General features: G+C 40.5%; 15 protein-coding genes and 1 other annotated feature. All 15 genes read left to right on the top strand.

Annotation, left to right across the window (positions count from 1 at the left end; all coding sequences use genetic code 11):
- Nucleotides 1-6 precede the first annotated feature (6 nt).
- The 15 genes from OZX58_RS05570 to infC all read left to right on the top strand — a co-directional run bounded on the left by OZX58_RS05570 (nt 7) and on the right by infC (nt 15,485).
- Nucleotides 7-327, top strand: a complete 321-nt coding sequence (locus tag OZX58_RS05570) for a thioredoxin family protein (protein ID WP_277131460.1) — start codon at nt 7-9, stop codon at nt 325-327.
- Nucleotides 328-343: 16 nt separating this feature from the next.
- Nucleotides 344-991, top strand: coding sequence for a YtpR family tRNA-binding protein (gene ytpR, locus OZX58_RS05565; protein ID WP_277140596.1), 648 nt, complete (start codon nt 344-346; stop codon nt 989-991).
- 135 nt (nt 992-1,126) lie between these two features.
- Nucleotides 1,127-2,443 (top strand): UDP-N-acetylmuramate--L-alanine ligase, encoded by a 1,317-nt coding sequence (gene murC / locus OZX58_RS05560; protein ID WP_277140595.1) that lies wholly within the window; start codon nt 1,127-1,129, stop codon nt 2,441-2,443.
- 131 nt (nt 2,444-2,574) lie between these two features.
- The gene (gene polA / locus OZX58_RS05555) at nt 2,575-5,247 is read left to right on the top strand and encodes a DNA polymerase I (RefSeq protein ID WP_277140594.1); all 2,673 of its coding nucleotides are present in this window, start codon (nt 2,575-2,577) and stop codon (nt 5,245-5,247) included.
- Nucleotides 5,248-5,259: 12 nt separating this feature from the next.
- Nucleotides 5,260-6,090, top strand: a complete 831-nt coding sequence (gene mutM, locus OZX58_RS05550) for a bifunctional DNA-formamidopyrimidine glycosylase/DNA-(apurinic or apyrimidinic site) lyase (RefSeq protein ID WP_277140593.1) — start codon at nt 5,260-5,262, stop codon at nt 6,088-6,090.
- A complete protein-coding gene (coaE, locus tag OZX58_RS05545; RefSeq protein WP_277140592.1) occupies nt 6,087-6,701 on the top strand; it encodes a dephospho-CoA kinase in 615 nt (204 codons plus the stop codon). Before mutM ends, coaE begins: the two co-directional genes overlap by 4 nt.
- The gene (gene nrdR, locus OZX58_RS05540) at nt 6,688-7,167 is read left to right on the top strand and encodes a transcriptional regulator NrdR (RefSeq protein WP_277131473.1); all 480 of its coding nucleotides are present in this window, start codon (nt 6,688-6,690) and stop codon (nt 7,165-7,167) included. Before coaE ends, nrdR begins: the two co-directional genes overlap by 14 nt.
- Nucleotides 7,160-8,509, top strand: a complete 1,350-nt coding sequence (locus tag OZX58_RS05535) for a DnaD domain protein (RefSeq protein ID WP_277141759.1) — start codon at nt 7,160-7,162, stop codon at nt 8,507-8,509. The genes nrdR and OZX58_RS05535 overlap by 8 nt, the downstream gene beginning before the upstream one ends.
- A gap of 8 nt (nt 8,510-8,517) precedes the next feature.
- The gene (gene dnaI, locus OZX58_RS05530) at nt 8,518-9,417 is read left to right on the top strand and encodes a primosomal protein DnaI (RefSeq protein WP_277140591.1); all 900 of its coding nucleotides are present in this window, start codon (nt 8,518-8,520) and stop codon (nt 9,415-9,417) included.
- Between the two features lie 295 nt (nt 9,418-9,712).
- A complete protein-coding gene (gene thrS, locus OZX58_RS05525; protein ID WP_277140590.1) occupies nt 9,713-11,644 on the top strand; it encodes a threonine--tRNA ligase in 1,932 nt (643 codons plus the stop codon).
- A gap of 182 nt (nt 11,645-11,826) precedes the next feature.
- Nucleotides 11,827-12,564 carry an amino acid ABC transporter ATP-binding protein gene (locus OZX58_RS05520; protein WP_277131478.1) on the top strand — a complete coding sequence of 246 codons (738 nt, stop codon included), beginning with the start codon at nt 11,827-11,829 and terminating at the stop codon, nt 12,562-12,564.
- 12 nt (nt 12,565-12,576) lie between these two features.
- The gene (locus OZX58_RS05515; RefSeq protein WP_277140589.1) at nt 12,577-13,392 is read left to right on the top strand and encodes a transporter substrate-binding domain-containing protein; all 816 of its coding nucleotides are present in this window, start codon (nt 12,577-12,579) and stop codon (nt 13,390-13,392) included.
- Complete coding sequence (locus tag OZX58_RS05510; RefSeq protein WP_277140588.1) at nt 13,389-14,027, top strand: amino acid ABC transporter permease; 639 nt, start codon at nt 13,389-13,391, stop codon at nt 14,025-14,027. The genes OZX58_RS05515 and OZX58_RS05510 overlap by 4 nt, the downstream gene beginning before the upstream one ends.
- A 14-nt stretch (nt 14,028-14,041) precedes the next feature.
- Nucleotides 14,042-14,695 (top strand): amino acid ABC transporter permease, encoded by a 654-nt coding sequence (locus tag OZX58_RS05505; protein WP_277140587.1) that lies wholly within the window; start codon nt 14,042-14,044, stop codon nt 14,693-14,695.
- 130 nt (nt 14,696-14,825) lie between these two features.
- Nucleotides 14,826-14,937: a sequence feature (ribosomal protein L20 leader region), on the top strand.
- A 23-nt stretch (nt 14,938-14,960) separates the two neighbouring features.
- Entirely contained in the window at nt 14,961-15,485 is a 525-nt protein-coding gene (gene infC / locus OZX58_RS05500) for a translation initiation factor IF-3 (RefSeq protein WP_277131516.1), read from the top strand.
- Nucleotides 15,486-15,506 lie beyond the last annotated feature (21 nt).

Below are 15,506 nucleotides of genomic sequence, written 5' to 3'. Positions count from 1 at the left end.
TTACTGATGGAACAAATTAAAGAATTAACGCAAACAAAATTAACTGAAATTACTAAAAATGGTCGTACTGTCTTGGAATTTTCTGCTGATTGGTGCCCAGACTGCCGCTTTTTAGATCCATTTATGCCGGCAATTGAGCAAGATTTTGCCGATAGCAAGTTTTATCAAATTGATCGTGATGGCTCAATTGATTTAGCTAAAGAATTAAATATTATGGGAATTCCATCATTTGTTGTCTACCAAGATGGCGCAGAAATTGGTAGACTAGTAAATAAGGATCGTAAGACCAAAGATGAAGTTGAGGACTTTTTGCGGTCACTTGACTAATTAAGGAGATTATTTAATGATTACTAGTATTAATAAACGCAGTTATCCTAATACATTAATCGTGATTTTGGGTCAAGATCACGGTAAGAGCGAATACGTGGAAAAGGGCGACATTACTCAAGTTATTGATGAGCAAGGTAACGTTACTGGTTACAACTTCTTTAACGTTGACAAGGTAATTGACTATGCTAAATTGCCAGATGGTCAAGTTAAGTTGACAGATGCTGAGCTGACAGCTTTGAACCAAAAGCTGACTGAAGCTGGCTTTGATACAAAATTAGCTTATGGCAAGCCAACTCTTGTTTATGGCTTAGTTAAGACTTGTGACAAGCACCCAGATTCCGACCACTTGCATGTTACCACGATTGAAGTCGGCGATGGCGAGGAACACCAAATCGTTTGTGGTGCACCTAATATTGCTCAAGGTCAAAAGGTAGTTGTTGCTTTGCCTGGTACGTTGATGCCTAATGGTCAACAAATTTGGCCTGGCGATTTGCGTGGAGTTGACTCATACGGCATGATTTGTTCAGCTCGCGAATTAGGCTTAGAACATGCAGAGCAAAAGCGCGGTATTATGGTTGTACCTGATGACTTTACAATTGGCGCTGCTTTTGATCCAGAAGTCTGTGATGAATTGCTAGCTAGTGGCAAGATTAAGTTATAATCTGCAAAAGACCTTTTTAGGAAGGTCTTTTTTCTTTGTAAAAAATTTCTTTAGCTTCCAATTAGCCTCTGCTCTTTTGCCTGTAATAATGGTAAAATAATAAACGATTATTGAATAAAATTTGGAGCAAATGAAATGTTAGATAAGAACAAACAAATTTGGTTTATTGGAATTAAGGGTACAGGGATGGCTTCTTTGGCCTTGTTGTTGCACGACTTAGGCTATAAGGTTGCCGGCAGTGACATTGCTAAATACACTTTTACGCAAGTACCGCTAGAAAAAGCTGGAATTGAAGTTGCTGACTTTGCGGCTACTAATATTAAGCCTAGCGGACAAATAATTGTTAAGGGTAATGCTTTTAAAGACGATAATGTTGAAGTCAAGGCATGTGAAGATCAGGGTATTACTTGGCAGAGTTATCCTGACACGGTTGAAGAAGTCGTAGCAATGCATACCAGCATTGGTGTTTCTGGAACTCATGGCAAGACCTCGACAACAGGCCTATTAGCTCATGTACTCGGTGAAGCTGCACCAACTTCTTATTTAATTGGTGATGGTGAAGGTAAGGGCGTCCAAGATTCGCGCTTCTTTGTTTATGAAGCTGATGAGTACCGCCGTCACTTCTTGGCTTATCATCCAGATTATCAAATTATGACTAACATTGACTTCGATCACCCTGATTACTTTAAAGATCAGGACGATTATACTTCAGCCTTCCAAACAGCTGCTGATCAAACTAAGAAGGGGTTGTTTGTTTGGGGCGGCAACAATCGTTTGCAAGCTTTAAAGACCAGTATTCCTAAGTATACTTATGGTTTTGAAGACACTGATGACTTCCAAGCAGTTAATATTGACCGGACAACGACTGGTTCAACTTTTGATGTTTTAGCTCATGGTAAAAACATTGGCCGCTTCACAGTTCACTTGTTTGGTGACCATAATATTTTGAACACGACGGCAGTTGTGGCGGTTGCTTATACTGAAAAAATTCCGCTAGAAGATATTCAAGAAGGTTTGTTGACTTATCGTGGTGCCAAACGCCGGTTTACTGAAACTGACTACGGTGATATTAATGTAATTGATGATTACGCTCACCACCCAACCGAAATGAAGGCTACCATTCAAGCTGCCCGCCAAAAATTTCCAGGCAAACGGCTAGTTGTTGTCTTTCAGCCGCATACATTTTCTCGGACTAAAAAATATGCTAAAGACTTCGAAGAAATTTTGCGTGATGTTGATAAGGCTTATATAACACCGATCTATGCATCTGCTCGTGAGAGTGCTGGCGATATATCAAGTGAAGATTTAACTGCGCAAATTCCGGGTTCGGAAGTTCTTGATTTGGCTAATATTGCTGATCTAACCCAGAACCATGACAGTGTTATTGTCTTCATGGGTGCCGGTGATATACCAAAATACGAAGATGCCTTCGCAAAATTATTGCAAAAATAAAATTAACTAAGAAACTAGTTGCAACGCGACTAGTTTTTTTAAATTATAAGTAAGTCAGTAACCTGCTAGAAGCCGTTAAAACTGTTAGAATGGTATGTGAATTAACTGACGAATTAATAACGAGGAGAATTATGGCTAATCAAAAATTACTTTTAATTGATGGTAATTCCGTTGCCTTTCGTGCGTTTTATGCACTCTACCGGCAGCTTGAAAACTTCAAAAACGCTGAAGGTCTGCACACTAATGCCATTTATACTTTTAAAAATATGCTGGATGTTCTATTAAAAGACGTTCAGCCGGACTATGTCTTGGTTGCGTTTGATGCCGGCAAGACAACTTTTAGAAATAGCATGTACGATGATTACAAGGGCGGCCGCCAGAAAACACCGCCGGAATTATTGGAGCAGTTGCCGTATATTCAAGAAATGCTGCATGACTTGGGCATTGCGACTTATGAACTAAAGAATTATGAAGCCGATGATATTATCGGGACTTTCGCGCGTCTTGGTGAAGAACAAAATATGGCGGTGACAATCGTTACTGGAGATAAGGATTTAACCCAATTAGCTTCAGAAAAGACAACGGTCATGGTGACTAAGTCTGGCGTTTCAGACCTAGAAGCCTATACACCTGAACACATGAAGGAAGTCAATGGCGTGACGCCAACTGAATTTATTGATATGAAGGCACTGATGGGGGATAATTCCGATAATTATCCCGGAGTAACTAAGGTTGGTCCAAAGACGGCTTCACGCCTAATCCAGCAGTATGGTTCAGTTGAGGGACTTTACGAGCATGTAGATGATATGAAAAAGTCCAAGCTAAAGGAAAACTTAATTAACGACAAGGATAAGGCCTTTTTAGCTAAAAAGTTAGCAACCATTAACCGTGAAAGTCCAGTAGCAATCGACTTAGCAGGTGTTAAGCGGCAAAAAGTTGACCAAGAAAAATTACGGCAGTTTTATGAAAAGATGAATTTTCGTAAATTTTTAAATCAATTGGACACGTCAGATACTGCTTCTGATGAAAATACTCCTGAAGCAGAAGTTAAGATTGACTATGTTGAACTTACTAAAGAGCAGCTAGAACAAATTAAGGTTGCTGAAGGGGATACTGTCAGCTTTTATTTGGGGATGCTGGGTGCAAATTATCATTTGGCAGAATTTATTGGTTTTGCCCTTAAAATTGGCGAGCAAACCTATGTCAGTCGCGATGTTGAACTTTTGCAGACTGAGCAATTAAAGCAAATTTTAGAAAATGCCGACATTCAAAAAGATGTTTTTGACCTTAAACGAACAATGGTTGGTCTTAATCGATTGGATATTCAAGTTCAGGGAATTGATTATGATATGCTGCTGGCATCATACTTGGTTAATAATGAGAATAATTCCAATGACATGGGCGAAGTTTGCCATTTGTATGGTGACTACTCTGTCAAGAGTGACTTTGAAGTTTATGGCAAGGGCAAAAAGGAGCACGTTCCTGATGATGACCAGATTTTATTCAGCCACCTTGCCAGCAAAGCCCAGTCGATTGTTAGGTTGAAGGATGAATTATTAAAGCAGCTCAAGGATCATGAACAGGATGACTTGTTTGCTAGCATTGAAATTCCGGTAGCGCGCGTTTTAGCAGTGATGGAAATGAACGGCATTAAGGTACAGGCAAGCACTTTAATTCAACTGCAGAATGAATTTGCTGTGGCATTGCAAGACCTTGAAAACAAGATTTACCAAGAAGCTGGGGAACGTTTCAACCTTAATTCTCCTAAGCAATTAGGGCATATTCTGTTTGAAAAGATGGGCTTGCCGCCAATTAAAAAGACCAAAACCGGTTATTCAACATCAGTTGACGTTTTGAACCAGTTAAAAGACCAGAGTCCAATTATTGATGAAATTTTGACTTACCGGCAGATTGCCAAAATTCAATCGACTTATGTTAAGGGCCTGCTTGATGTTATCCAAAAGGATGGTTGCGTTCATACGCGTTATTTACAGACGTTGACGGCAACAGGACGGTTGTCTTCAGTTGATCCTAACTTGCAAAATATTCCTACTAGAACCGAAGAAGGCAAGCAAATCAGAAAGGCCTTCGTTCCAAGCACGCCTGATGGCTACATTTTTTCTTGTGACTACTCGCAAATTGAATTGCGGGTTTTGGCGCAAGTTTCTGGTGATGAAAACATGCAGGAAGCCTTTAAGACAGGCTATGATATTCACTCACACACGGCGATGAAGATTTTTCACTTAGATTCTCCAGATGAAGTGACGCCATTAATGCGTCGCCGAGCAAAGGCAGTTAACTTTGGGATTGTTTATGGAATTTCCGATTATGGCCTGTCTAAGAATTTGAACATCAGTCGAAAACAGGCTAAGGAATTTATTGATAATTACTTTGAGCAATATCCGCAAATTCGCGATTATATGGACAAGGCTGTCCAAGAAGCGCGTGAAAAGGGCTATGCCGAAACAATTATGCACCGTCGTCGTTACTTACCTGATATTCATGCCAAGAATTTCAATGTGCGGTCATTTGCGGAAAGAACCGCAATAAACTCACCAATTCAGGGGTCAGCTGCTGATATTATTAAGATTGCCATGATTAACATGCAGAAGAAGCTGGATGAATTACACCTCAAGACGAAGATGGTAGTTCAGGTTCATGATGAGCTGATTTTTGATGTGCCTAAGGATGAATTAGAAACGATTAAGAAGATCGTTCCTGAGGTTATGCAGTCAGCAGTCCAGCTTGATATTCCGTTAATTGCTGATTCCGGTTGGGGTCACAATTGGTACGATGCAAAATAAGGAGAAAAATTAATGCCAGAAATGCCGGAAGTTGAAACAGTGCGCCGCACTTTGCTTCCCTTGATTAAAGGAAAAACAATTAAAAAGGTAACGTTGTGGTATCCTAAAATTATTGCCAGCGACCATGACGAGTTTGTCAAACAAGTTACTGGTCAGAAGGTTTTAACCATTGATCGCTATGCTAAGTACTTATTAATTCGTCTAAGTGGCGATTTAACGATTGTGTCGCACTTACGTATGGAAGGTAAATATCGGCTGACAGCAGTTGCCGAACCTAAGGATAAACACGATCACGTGCAGTTTGCTTTCACTGATGATACGGCCTTACGCTATAACGACGTGCGCAAGTTTGGCCGCATGCAGCTGGTTGCAACGGGAACAGAAAAGATCGTCACTGGAATTAGTAAACTTGGTTTTGAACCTAATTCTACCGAGTTTACGGTGGAATTTTTAGCAGCTGGACTTAGCCACAAGAAGAAAAATATCAAGAGTACTTTGCTTGACCAAACTATTGTTGCCGGGTTAGGCAACATCTATGTTGACGAGGTCTTGTGGGAAACGAAAATTCACCCGTTAAGTGTTGCTAGTCAAATTCCTAGGGAAAAAGTGGCAGAACTGCATGACAATATTAACGCGCTAATTACTTTAGCGATTGCAAAACGCGGCACTACTGTGCATACTTATCTTGATGCTAATGGTGAAACCGGCGGCTTTCAAAAAATGTTGCGGGTCTATGGTCATCAGGGTGAACCGTGTGCGCGCTGTGGCAATTCACTTGAAAAGATTAAAGTTAATGGTCGCGGGACGACTTTTTGTCCTAAGTGCCAGGTGGTTTACAAATGACACTAGTGTTGGGCTTAACCGGCGGAATTGCCAGCGGCAAAAGTACGGCAGATGACTTTTTTAAAAAGCAGCAGTTGCCGATTATTGACAGTGACCTGATTGCTCATGATATTTTGAATGTTGGTGAAGCTGGTTATCATCAAGTTGTCCAGCAATTTGGCAGCAATTTTTTAAATCCGGACCAAACGATTAATCGTCATCAGCTTGGCGAAGTGGTGTTCAGTGATCCTAAGCAATTGAGTATCTTGAATAAAATTACCCACCCGTTGATTTTTCAAATAATTCAGACTAAAATTACGCAAAATAAACAAGCTGGTGAGCAGCTGGTTATTCTGGATGCTCCGGTCTTATTTGAATCGGGCGCGCAAAAGTATTGCGACAAGACGTTGCTAATTACAGTTCCTGAAGAAATGCAGATTAAGCGGCTGATGGCGCGTGATGGCTTAACGCGTAAGGCGGCGCTAAATCGGATTAACAGTCAGATGCCACTTGCTAAAAAAGTCAAGTTGGCCGACTATGTAATTACAAATACTGGTACAATAGAAGAATTAGAGGCCCAATTGGCCCAGTTGCTACTTAAATTAAAAGGAGAGAAGAATGGAATGTCCTAATTGTCGGCAAAATGCCTCACGCGTAATTGATTCTCGTCCTAGTGATGAAAATCGGGCAATTCGCCGCAGACGTGAATGTGAAAATTGTGGTTTTCGGTTTACAACCTTTGAACGCATGGAAACGACCCCATTGTTAGTCATTAAAAATGATGGTACAAGGGAGCCGTTCAGCCGCAAAAAGATTTTGCATGGTGTGATGGCTGCTGGGCAAAAGCGTCCAATTACGAGTGCCCAATTTGAACAGCTGGTTGACCATGTTGAAAACAAGGTTAGAAAACAAGGCATCAGCGAAATTTCATCAAAGAAAATCGGTCAAATTGTGATGGACGAATTGGCTGATATTGATGATGTTGCTTACATTCGATTTGCCTCGATTTACCGGGAATTTAAAGATATGTCCAGTTTTATGAAGACCATGGAAGACATGATTGCTAAACGTGAGGAAAAGGGGACTAATGATGTTTGAGACCGCTAATCCCAAACAACCTTTTTTTATTATTAATCAAGTGACGGTTTTCCCGCAGGATTTGCAAGTTTTAATTAAATTGTACCAGCCGCTCGTTGGTGCTAGTGGCATTGCTCTCTATTTAACTTTGATGGCCGATTATGATGCGGCGGCAATTTTATCTGACAGTAAGGGCATTTACCATCTGCAAGAACAGCTTGACTGCAGTTTGAAAGAATTGTTTCAAGCACTGCATAAACTAGAAGCAGTGGGACTTGTTAAGACGCGTATTATTAAGAATAAAATCATGGGGCAAGTGCTGTTGTTTTCTTTAACTAGCGTGCCAACTAGCAGTGAATTTTTTGCGACAGCCCTTTTAGCCAGCTTGCTAAAAGAAAAAGTTGGCGTGACAACTTTTCAAGAATTGAGCCATGCTTTTGCCCGAGAAAATAAAAGGCGTGAGAATCAGGTTAATGGCATGCAGAGCGCTAAGGATGTTTCTGCCTCATTTATGGATGTTTTTCGTTTGCCGGATGAGGAGGCAATTAGTCCTTCGCAAGATGTTCAGCTAGCAGCCCAGGAAAATCAAGCTCGGCCGGCTGCTAAGGCCAGTGTTAACGAGCAAGATACGATTGACTGGCAGTTTATGAAGGAGCAGTTTGAAATTTACCAAATTGCTGCAAGTGAAATTGATAAAAATCGTGCAGCGATTAGGGGAATAATGCGTACTTATGGCTTGTCGGAGCAGGAATTTGTCGACGAAACTTTGCCTTGCCTGCATGATAGCTACGAGCTTAATATGCCACTGATTAAGCGAACCATTGCGGAAAATATTCACGCTGAAGGTACACGAAAGAATCTGCAGCAAACACAAGACCAACAAGCCCCAATTCATGAAAATTCTAGTTTGAGTTTGCGTGACCAGCGGATTTTGCAGCTAGCGCAGACGAAGTCGCCGGCGCAATTTTTGTACCGCTTGAAGACTGACAAGCATGACTATGTTGACGCCAGTGAGTATAAGGTGCTGGATAATTTGTATAATCAAAAAGATATTCCAGCAGAATTACTCAATATCTTGACCTATGCCTGCTTAAACAGTGGGCCGTCAGTGTCTTACCGTTTGGCTAATACAATCTTGCATGATTGGCTGCAGCATGGTGTCAAGACCGGCAGCCAGGCTTTGGAATATATGGAGAAGCGTCAGCAGAAGAAGAGTTACTATCCTCGTTATTCGACAAAAGCTAAAAAGGTTGAAAAGGGTACCGACTGGAGTAAAAAGACAGCAGAGCAAAATACAGATGTTTCTTCTGCCGACTTGAAAAAATTCTTTAAAGATTTAGAAGATAAAAATGGCATGAAGTAGGTGAGTTTATGCAGTCAATTGGTGATATTATTAATAATTTGAATCCGGAAATTGCTAAGAAGCATAATTTGGAACAAATTTACCAGCAGGTTTTGGCGGATGAGAGTATTCAGCAATTTTTGAACCAGCACAAGGACCAAATTACTTCCGAAATGATTAAAAAGAGCTGGTCTAACCTTTATGAGTATTATTCGGCTCAGCATAAACAAGACCCAGTAACAGCAGGTTATCGGCCCGAATTATTTTTGAATCATCATGCCATTGACTTGCGTTATGTGCCGGATGAAAGCAAAATTGAGCAAAATTTGCGTGCCAATACCAAAAAGCATTTGCACCTGATTAATTTGCCGCAAACTCTGCACGATGTGCGCTTAAGTCAAGCGGATGCAACGTCGGAACGGTCTTCGGCGTTGACAGCTATTGGTAAATTTTTAGCTGCTTATCCCCAAAATCCTCACCAAAAAGGGTTGTACTTATCAGGAAGCTTTGGTGTGGGTAAGACTTACTTATTAGCTGGATTAGCTAATCAAGTTGCGGCGATGGGCAAACAGGTGGTCTTTTTACACGTGCCTACATTTATTGCTGGTCTGTCCAGTCATTTTGAAGATAACAGCCTGCAAAAAGAAATTGACCGCGTTAGTCAAGCTGATGTATTGCTATTAGACGATATTGGTGCCGAGACTCTGAGCCAATGGTCACGTGATGACGTGTTGGGCGTAATTCTGCAGGCACGAATGGACAATGTGCTGCCGACCTTTTTCTCATCTAATTTTGCGATGGCGGACTTGGAAGAACATTTCAAAGAGACCAAGAATGCAATTGATCCGATTAAGGCAAAGCGCCTGATGGAGCGTGTACGGACACTCGCCAAAGAGGTAGTAGTGGCAGGTCCTAATCGGCGTCATTAATTTATTTTTAAGCAATTTCTATTAAAAAGTTCTTGCATTTAAATGTCGTTTGCGTATAATTAAGTGCAACGAATGAACATGATGTTGCTCAACTCAGAGAGAAGGACGCTTTTCTGGAAGTCCTTCATGAGCAAGACCCCACTCATTCTACTAATAAAGGTTTTAACAAAGGCTGGATTCCATTATCGATCTTAAGAGAGGGTTAGAGATACTCTAATCTATTTGGGTGGAACCGCGCTAATATACGTCCCAGTGCTTAATTGCACTGGGACTTTTTTTGTTTATGGAGGTAAACATGAGTTTTTCAATTACTTTGCCTGATGGGTCAAACCGTGACTATGACAAAGCTATTTCAATTGCCGATTTGGCACATGACATTTCAACTTCACTTGGTAAGGCTGCCTTGGCCGGAAAAGTTAACGGCGAATTAAAGCCAGTTGATTACGAATTAAATGATAATGCAGATGTAGCAATTATTACTGATAAAGATGAAGACGGCTTGAACGTTTTACGTGCAACTGTTGCCTTTGTTTTTGAAGCAGTAGCTAAAAAGGCTTATCCAGAATTACGGTTGGGTGAGCACGCTGCAGATAGTGATGGCTTTTTCGTTGACACTGATAAAGAAAACCAAATTAAAATTGGTGAATTACCACAATTAGAAAAGGCAATTCAGAAGGCTGTTAAGAGCGGTGCCAAGATTGAACAAGTAGAAATGTCCAAGAGCGAATTAGAAGACATCTTCAAAGATGACAAGTTCAAGCTTGAATTGTTAAAGGCTGAAGATGATACAGTTTCTGCATACAAGTTAGGTGACTTCGTTGACTTTGGCTTCAGTGCACTTTTGCCAAATACTGGTAAGATTAAGCAATTTAAGTTGCTCAGTGTTGCTGGTGCTTATTGGCAAGGTCAATCTTCTAACCCAATGCTGCAACGGATTTCTGGAACTGCCTTTTTCAAGAAGGCTGACCTTGATGCCGACATTAAGCGTCGTGAAGAAATTAAGGAACGCGACCACCGGACAATCGGCCGTGACCTTGACTTGTTCTTCGTTGACCCTAAGGTTGGTGCTGGTCTTCCTTACTGGATGCCAAAGGGTGCCACTATTCGCCGCGTGATTGAACGCTACATCATTGATAAAGAAGTTGCTCGTGGTTACCAACACGTTTACACACCAGTATTGATGAACTTGGATGCTTATAAGACTTCTGGTCACTGGGCACACTACCGTGATGACATGTTCCCACCAATGGACATGGGTGATGGTGAAATGCTTGAATTAAGACCAATGAACTGCCCATCACATATTCAAATTTACAAGCATCATATTCGTTCATACCGGGAATTACCAGTGCGGATTGCTGAACTTGGAATGATGCACAGATATGAAAAGTCAGGTGCTTTATCAGGTTTGCAACGGGTTCGGGAAATGACCTTGAACGATGGTCACACCTTCGTTACTTTAGACCAAGTCAAAGATGAATTTGCGAGAACTTTACAATTAATCATGGATGTTTACAAAGACTTTGACATTACTGACTACTACTTCCGTTTGTCATACCGTGATCCAAAGAATACCGAAAAATACTTTGCTAATGATGACATGTGGGAAAGAAGTCAATCAATGCTTAAAGGTGCTATGGATGACATGGGCCTTGACTATGTTGAAGCAGAAGGCGAAGCAGCATTCTACGGTCCTAAGCTTGATATTCAAACTAAGACAGCTTTGGGCAGCGACGAAACCATGTCGACCATTCAACTTGACTTCATGTTGCCAGAACAATTTGACTTAACTTACATTGGTCAAGACGGCGAGGAACATCGTCCAGTTATGATTCACCGTGGAATCGTTGGTACGATGGAACGGTTCATTGCTTACTTAATTGAAATTTACAAGGGTGCATTCCCAACTTGGCTGGCTCCAGTTCAAGTAGAAATTATTCCAGTTAACCTTGATGCTCATGGCGATTATGCTAAGAAGGTTCGCGACGAATTGAACAAGCGCGGCTTCAGAGCAGAAGTTGACTTTAGAAATGAAAAATTGGGTTACAAGATTCGTGAAGCTCAAACCCAAAAAGTTCCTTACACGCTTGTTTTGGGTGATAAGGAAATGGCAGACAATAGTGTCAATGTTCGTCCTTATGGTACCGACAAAGAACTTGCTAAGAGTTTAGACGAATTTATTAAAGAAATTGACGCTGACGTTAAGTCATATTCACGTGAAAAATAAAAAAGATAATTAAGAATTAGAAAACATATTATTAATTTCGGCACTTTTAAATTTAAAAAATCTGTTGGTATTGTCTGTCGAGTTACAAACGTAGTGTAGACGATTGGCTTTACTGGATTTTAGCTAGCTGAGTGTTCAATTTGATACTTAAACTTTCTACTAATATTAATGAGGAGAAATTTATGTCGATGATCGAATTCCGCAATGTGCAGAAATTTTATGGTAAGTTTCATGCTTTACACGATATTAATTTAAAAATTGATCGAGGAGAGACCGTTGTCTTGATTGGTCCTTCTGGCTCTGGTAAAAGTACGTTAATTCGGACAATTAACCAGTTAGAATCAATTGAGGACGGGCAATTAATCGTTAATAATCGCGATTTGTCAGACCCTAAGACTGATGCCAATCTTTTGCGTCGCGACGTTGGAATGGTTTTTCAGCATTTTAATCTTTATGCGAATAAAAATGTTTTGGAAAACATTATGTTAGCACCGCGAATTGTAAGCCATGTGCCAGAAGCTGAAAATAAGCAGCGAGCACTAGCTTTACTAAAGATGGTTGGTCTAGCTGATAAGGCTGAAAACATGCCGCGTCAGTTATCCGGCGGGCAAAAGCAGCGGGTTGCAATTGCAAGGTCTTTGGCAATGCGTCCTAAATTACTGCTCTTTGACGAACCAACATCAGCACTTGATCCAGAAATGATTGATGAAGTGCTGCAGGTTATCAAAAAAGTCACGACAGCTAGTGACATGACTTCATTAATTGTGACGCATGAAATGGGCTTTGCTAAAGAAGTAGCTAACCGCGTGATTTTTATGGATCAGGGTCATATAGTCGAAGATGACGCCAGCCAAGACTTTTTCCAGCAGCCGCAAACTGAACGTGCACAACAATTTTTAAGTAAAATTATTGCGCATTAAGGAGTGACCATCATGAAAAAGAAATTTTGGTTAATTCCGGTTTTGTTTTGTATGTTGTTTTTGTCAGGCTGCCGGCAAAAAGTTGCCGATCAGGCAGTTTTGAAAAATGCGCAAAGCTCCAAGACGATTACTTGGGGCGTAGAAGCAGATATGAAACTCTTTAGTCTGATTGACGTGCGTGACGATGTCCATAAGGGGTTTGAAATTGACCTTGCCAAAGCAATTACTAAGCAGATTTTAGGGCCAAGTGGTCAAGCTAAGTTTGTGACCGCAACTGCTCAATCTCGGATTCCGCTGCTCAAAAATGGTAATGTGGATGCCGTGATTGCCACAATGTCGATCACTCCTGAGCGTAAAAAAGTAATTGACTTTTCTAATTCGTATTTCAATGCGGGCGAGTCCTTGCTCGTGCCAGTTCATTCAAGCATTAAAAACGTGCATGATTTGAATGGGAAAACCGTTATTGGAATTGTTGGTGATAATTCTTCTGAAGTAGTTAAAAAGTTTGCTCCCAAGGCAAAAGTAATTGGGATGCAAAACTACGGTCAAGCTGTAAATGCTTTGAAATCGCACCAAGGTGATGCCTTAGTGTCAGATAATGGGGTGCTGTATGGCTTGGCAGTTGAAAATCCTAGTTTGGTTGTAACTGGCGGCACTTTTACTAAAGAACCGTATGGCATTGCGATTAATAAGCAGCAAAAGCCGTTTGAACGGGCTGTTAATCGCGCAATTGCCCAGCTGCAGCATAGTGGGGAATACAATCACTTGATTAAAAAATGGTTTGGTCAAGTTCCCGGATTTAACTACAAGGAGATGTATCAACGATGATTAATATCTTTACCCATTTTGGTAGTCAGCTTTTAGTTGGTCTAGGTTGGACTTTATTATGCAGCTTGATTACCCTAGTTTTTAGTTCAATCATTGGAACAGTACTTGCACTTTTGCAAATGCTGCCGAGCAAATTAGTTCATTTGTTGTGCCGAATCTATATTGAAGTCTTTCGTAATATTCCGTTACTAGTCATTGTAATGTTCTTGTACTTGATTATTCCGTTATACTTCTTTAAGATTAACGGTTTCACTGCAGGGACAATTGGCTTGACGCTCTACACGTCAGCATTCATTGCAGAAATTATCCGCTCTGGAATCCAGTCAGTCGAAGCGGGTCAATTAGAAGGTGCCCGTTCAACTGGGATGACTTACTGGCAGGCAATGCGTTATGTGGTTTTGCCGCAAGCTTTTAAAATCGTTATTCCATCTCTTGGCAATCAATTTGTCAATTTGATTAAGGATTCTTCTATTTTGGCCTTTGTGGCTGGGTTTGATTTGCTTTATCAAGCCAATGCGATTGCGTCAAAGACATTTGATACAATCAATAGTTATTTGGTGGTCGGTATATTGTACTTACTTTTAACAATGCCATTAAGTTACTACATGCATTATTTAGAAAAGAAATTAAGCTAGGAGGGGGAAGAGAGATGCAAACTTGGACTAATGCTTTTTCGTGGATTAATATTCGCTTTTTATTACTTGGATTAAAGGTTACACTGTATATTTCCCTAATTGTGATGGTTTTGAGTTTTATTATTGGCTCATTAATGGGAATTTTACGGTTTGCTAAAATTAAGTACGTTTCGGCAATTGTTGGCTTTATTGTTGATATTGTCAGAAACTTGCCGTTATTATTAATTATTTTCTTTACGTATTTTGGTTTACCTAACTTTGGCTTTCGCCCCGATGTTGTTCCGGCAGCAATCATTGCGATGACAGTTTTTGAATCTGGAATGATTGCAGAAATTGTACGTTCGGGGATTCAATCGGTAGCAACCGGACAAATGGAGGGTGCACGTTCGACAGGGATGAATTTTGCCCAGACAATGTGGCATGTGGTCTTGCCGCAGGCATATAAACACATGATCCCAACGCTTGTCAGTCAATTAGTATCATTAATTAAAGATACGTCACTAGCAACAATCATTGTTGTTCCTGAAATGACGCAGCAAGCACAAATTGTTTACGGTCAAAATGCTAACTTCACATTGCCGATGTTTGTGGCTCTGGCGCTACTTTATTTTGTGGTTTGCTTTACTTTGTCGATAGTGGGCAATCTAGTTGGTAAACAGTTAAATTGATTTTGAATAGAAATGCATTCAGACGATTAGTTTTAATCATTGCTGGGTGCATTTTTTACTTAAATATCGAAAAGTTATCGTCAACTTATTGACAAGAATGCCGCAGCAGTACTATAATAATTTATTAGTTGAGAACAAGAAGAAGCTCCCGCTTCTCGCCTAAGTTAAGTTGACCTCTGGGCTAATCGATATTTTCTGTTGATTATGGGCGGGTAACTTAATACCCGTCCTTTTTCTTGTCCTCAAATTAACACGGAGGTGAAGAATTATACCAAGGAATTTAATATTAAACGATCAAATTCGTTCACGCGAAGTTCGTTTAATTAATGCAGATGGTGATCAAGTTGGTGTAGTAACTAAGACTGAAGCATTACGGCAAGCAAGTGTTGCGAATTTAGATTTAGTTCTGATTTCGCCTAATGCTAAGCCACCAGTTGCTCGCATCATGGACTATGGTAAGTACCGTTTTGAACAACAAAAGAAACTCAAAGAGTCTCGTAAGAAGTCCAAGACTGTCAGTGTTAAAGAAATCCGTTTAAGTCCAACCATTGAAGGTAACGACTTTAACACTAAGTTAAAGCACGCGCAAAAGTTCCTCACTAAAGAGGGCGCTAAGGTTCGTGTTTCGATTCGGTTCAGAGGTCGTGCAATCACCCACAAGGAATTAGGACGTGAAGTGCTGGAGAAGATGGCTGAAGCCACTGCGGATATTGCTACTGTGATTAGCAAGCCGAAGATGGAAGGTCGTTCAATGTTCTTGATACTCGCTCCTAAGAGTGACAAAAAGTAAAAACTAGTTAATTTGGAGGAA

The sequence above is a fragment of the Lactobacillus sp. ESL0680 genome (assembly GCF_029392855.1).
GTDB lineage: Bacteria > Bacillota > Bacilli > Lactobacillales > Lactobacillaceae > Lactobacillus.
This window is presented reverse-complemented; position numbering and strand designations above follow the sequence as displayed.

Bases quoted from the DNA above. Each gene is read 5' to 3' on its own strand.
- OZX58_RS05570 (WP_277131460.1), top strand. From the start codon at position 7: ATGGAACAAATTAAAGAATTAACGCAAACAAAATTAACTGAAATTACT.
- ytpR (WP_277140596.1), top strand. From the start codon at position 344: ATGATTACTAGTATTAATAAACGCAGTTATCCTAATACATTAATCGTG.
- murC (WP_277140595.1), top strand. From the start codon at position 1,127: ATGTTAGATAAGAACAAACAAATTTGGTTTATTGGAATTAAGGGTACA.
- polA (WP_277140594.1), top strand. From the start codon at position 2,575: ATGGCTAATCAAAAATTACTTTTAATTGATGGTAATTCCGTTGCCTTT.
- mutM (WP_277140593.1), top strand. From the start codon at position 5,260: ATGCCAGAAATGCCGGAAGTTGAAACAGTGCGCCGCACTTTGCTTCCC.
- coaE (WP_277140592.1), top strand. From the start codon at position 6,087: ATGACACTAGTGTTGGGCTTAACCGGCGGAATTGCCAGCGGCAAAAGT.
- nrdR (WP_277131473.1), top strand. From the start codon at position 6,688: ATGGAATGTCCTAATTGTCGGCAAAATGCCTCACGCGTAATTGATTCT.
- OZX58_RS05535 (WP_277141759.1), top strand. From the start codon at position 7,160: ATGTTTGAGACCGCTAATCCCAAACAACCTTTTTTTATTATTAATCAA.
- dnaI (WP_277140591.1), top strand. From the start codon at position 8,518: ATGCAGTCAATTGGTGATATTATTAATAATTTGAATCCGGAAATTGCT.
- thrS (WP_277140590.1), top strand. From the start codon at position 9,713: ATGAGTTTTTCAATTACTTTGCCTGATGGGTCAAACCGTGACTATGAC.
- OZX58_RS05520 (WP_277131478.1), top strand. From the start codon at position 11,827: ATGTCGATGATCGAATTCCGCAATGTGCAGAAATTTTATGGTAAGTTT.
- OZX58_RS05515 (WP_277140589.1), top strand. From the start codon at position 12,577: ATGAAAAAGAAATTTTGGTTAATTCCGGTTTTGTTTTGTATGTTGTTT.
- OZX58_RS05510 (WP_277140588.1), top strand. From the start codon at position 13,389: ATGATTAATATCTTTACCCATTTTGGTAGTCAGCTTTTAGTTGGTCTA.
- OZX58_RS05505 (WP_277140587.1), top strand. From the start codon at position 14,042: ATGCAAACTTGGACTAATGCTTTTTCGTGGATTAATATTCGCTTTTTA.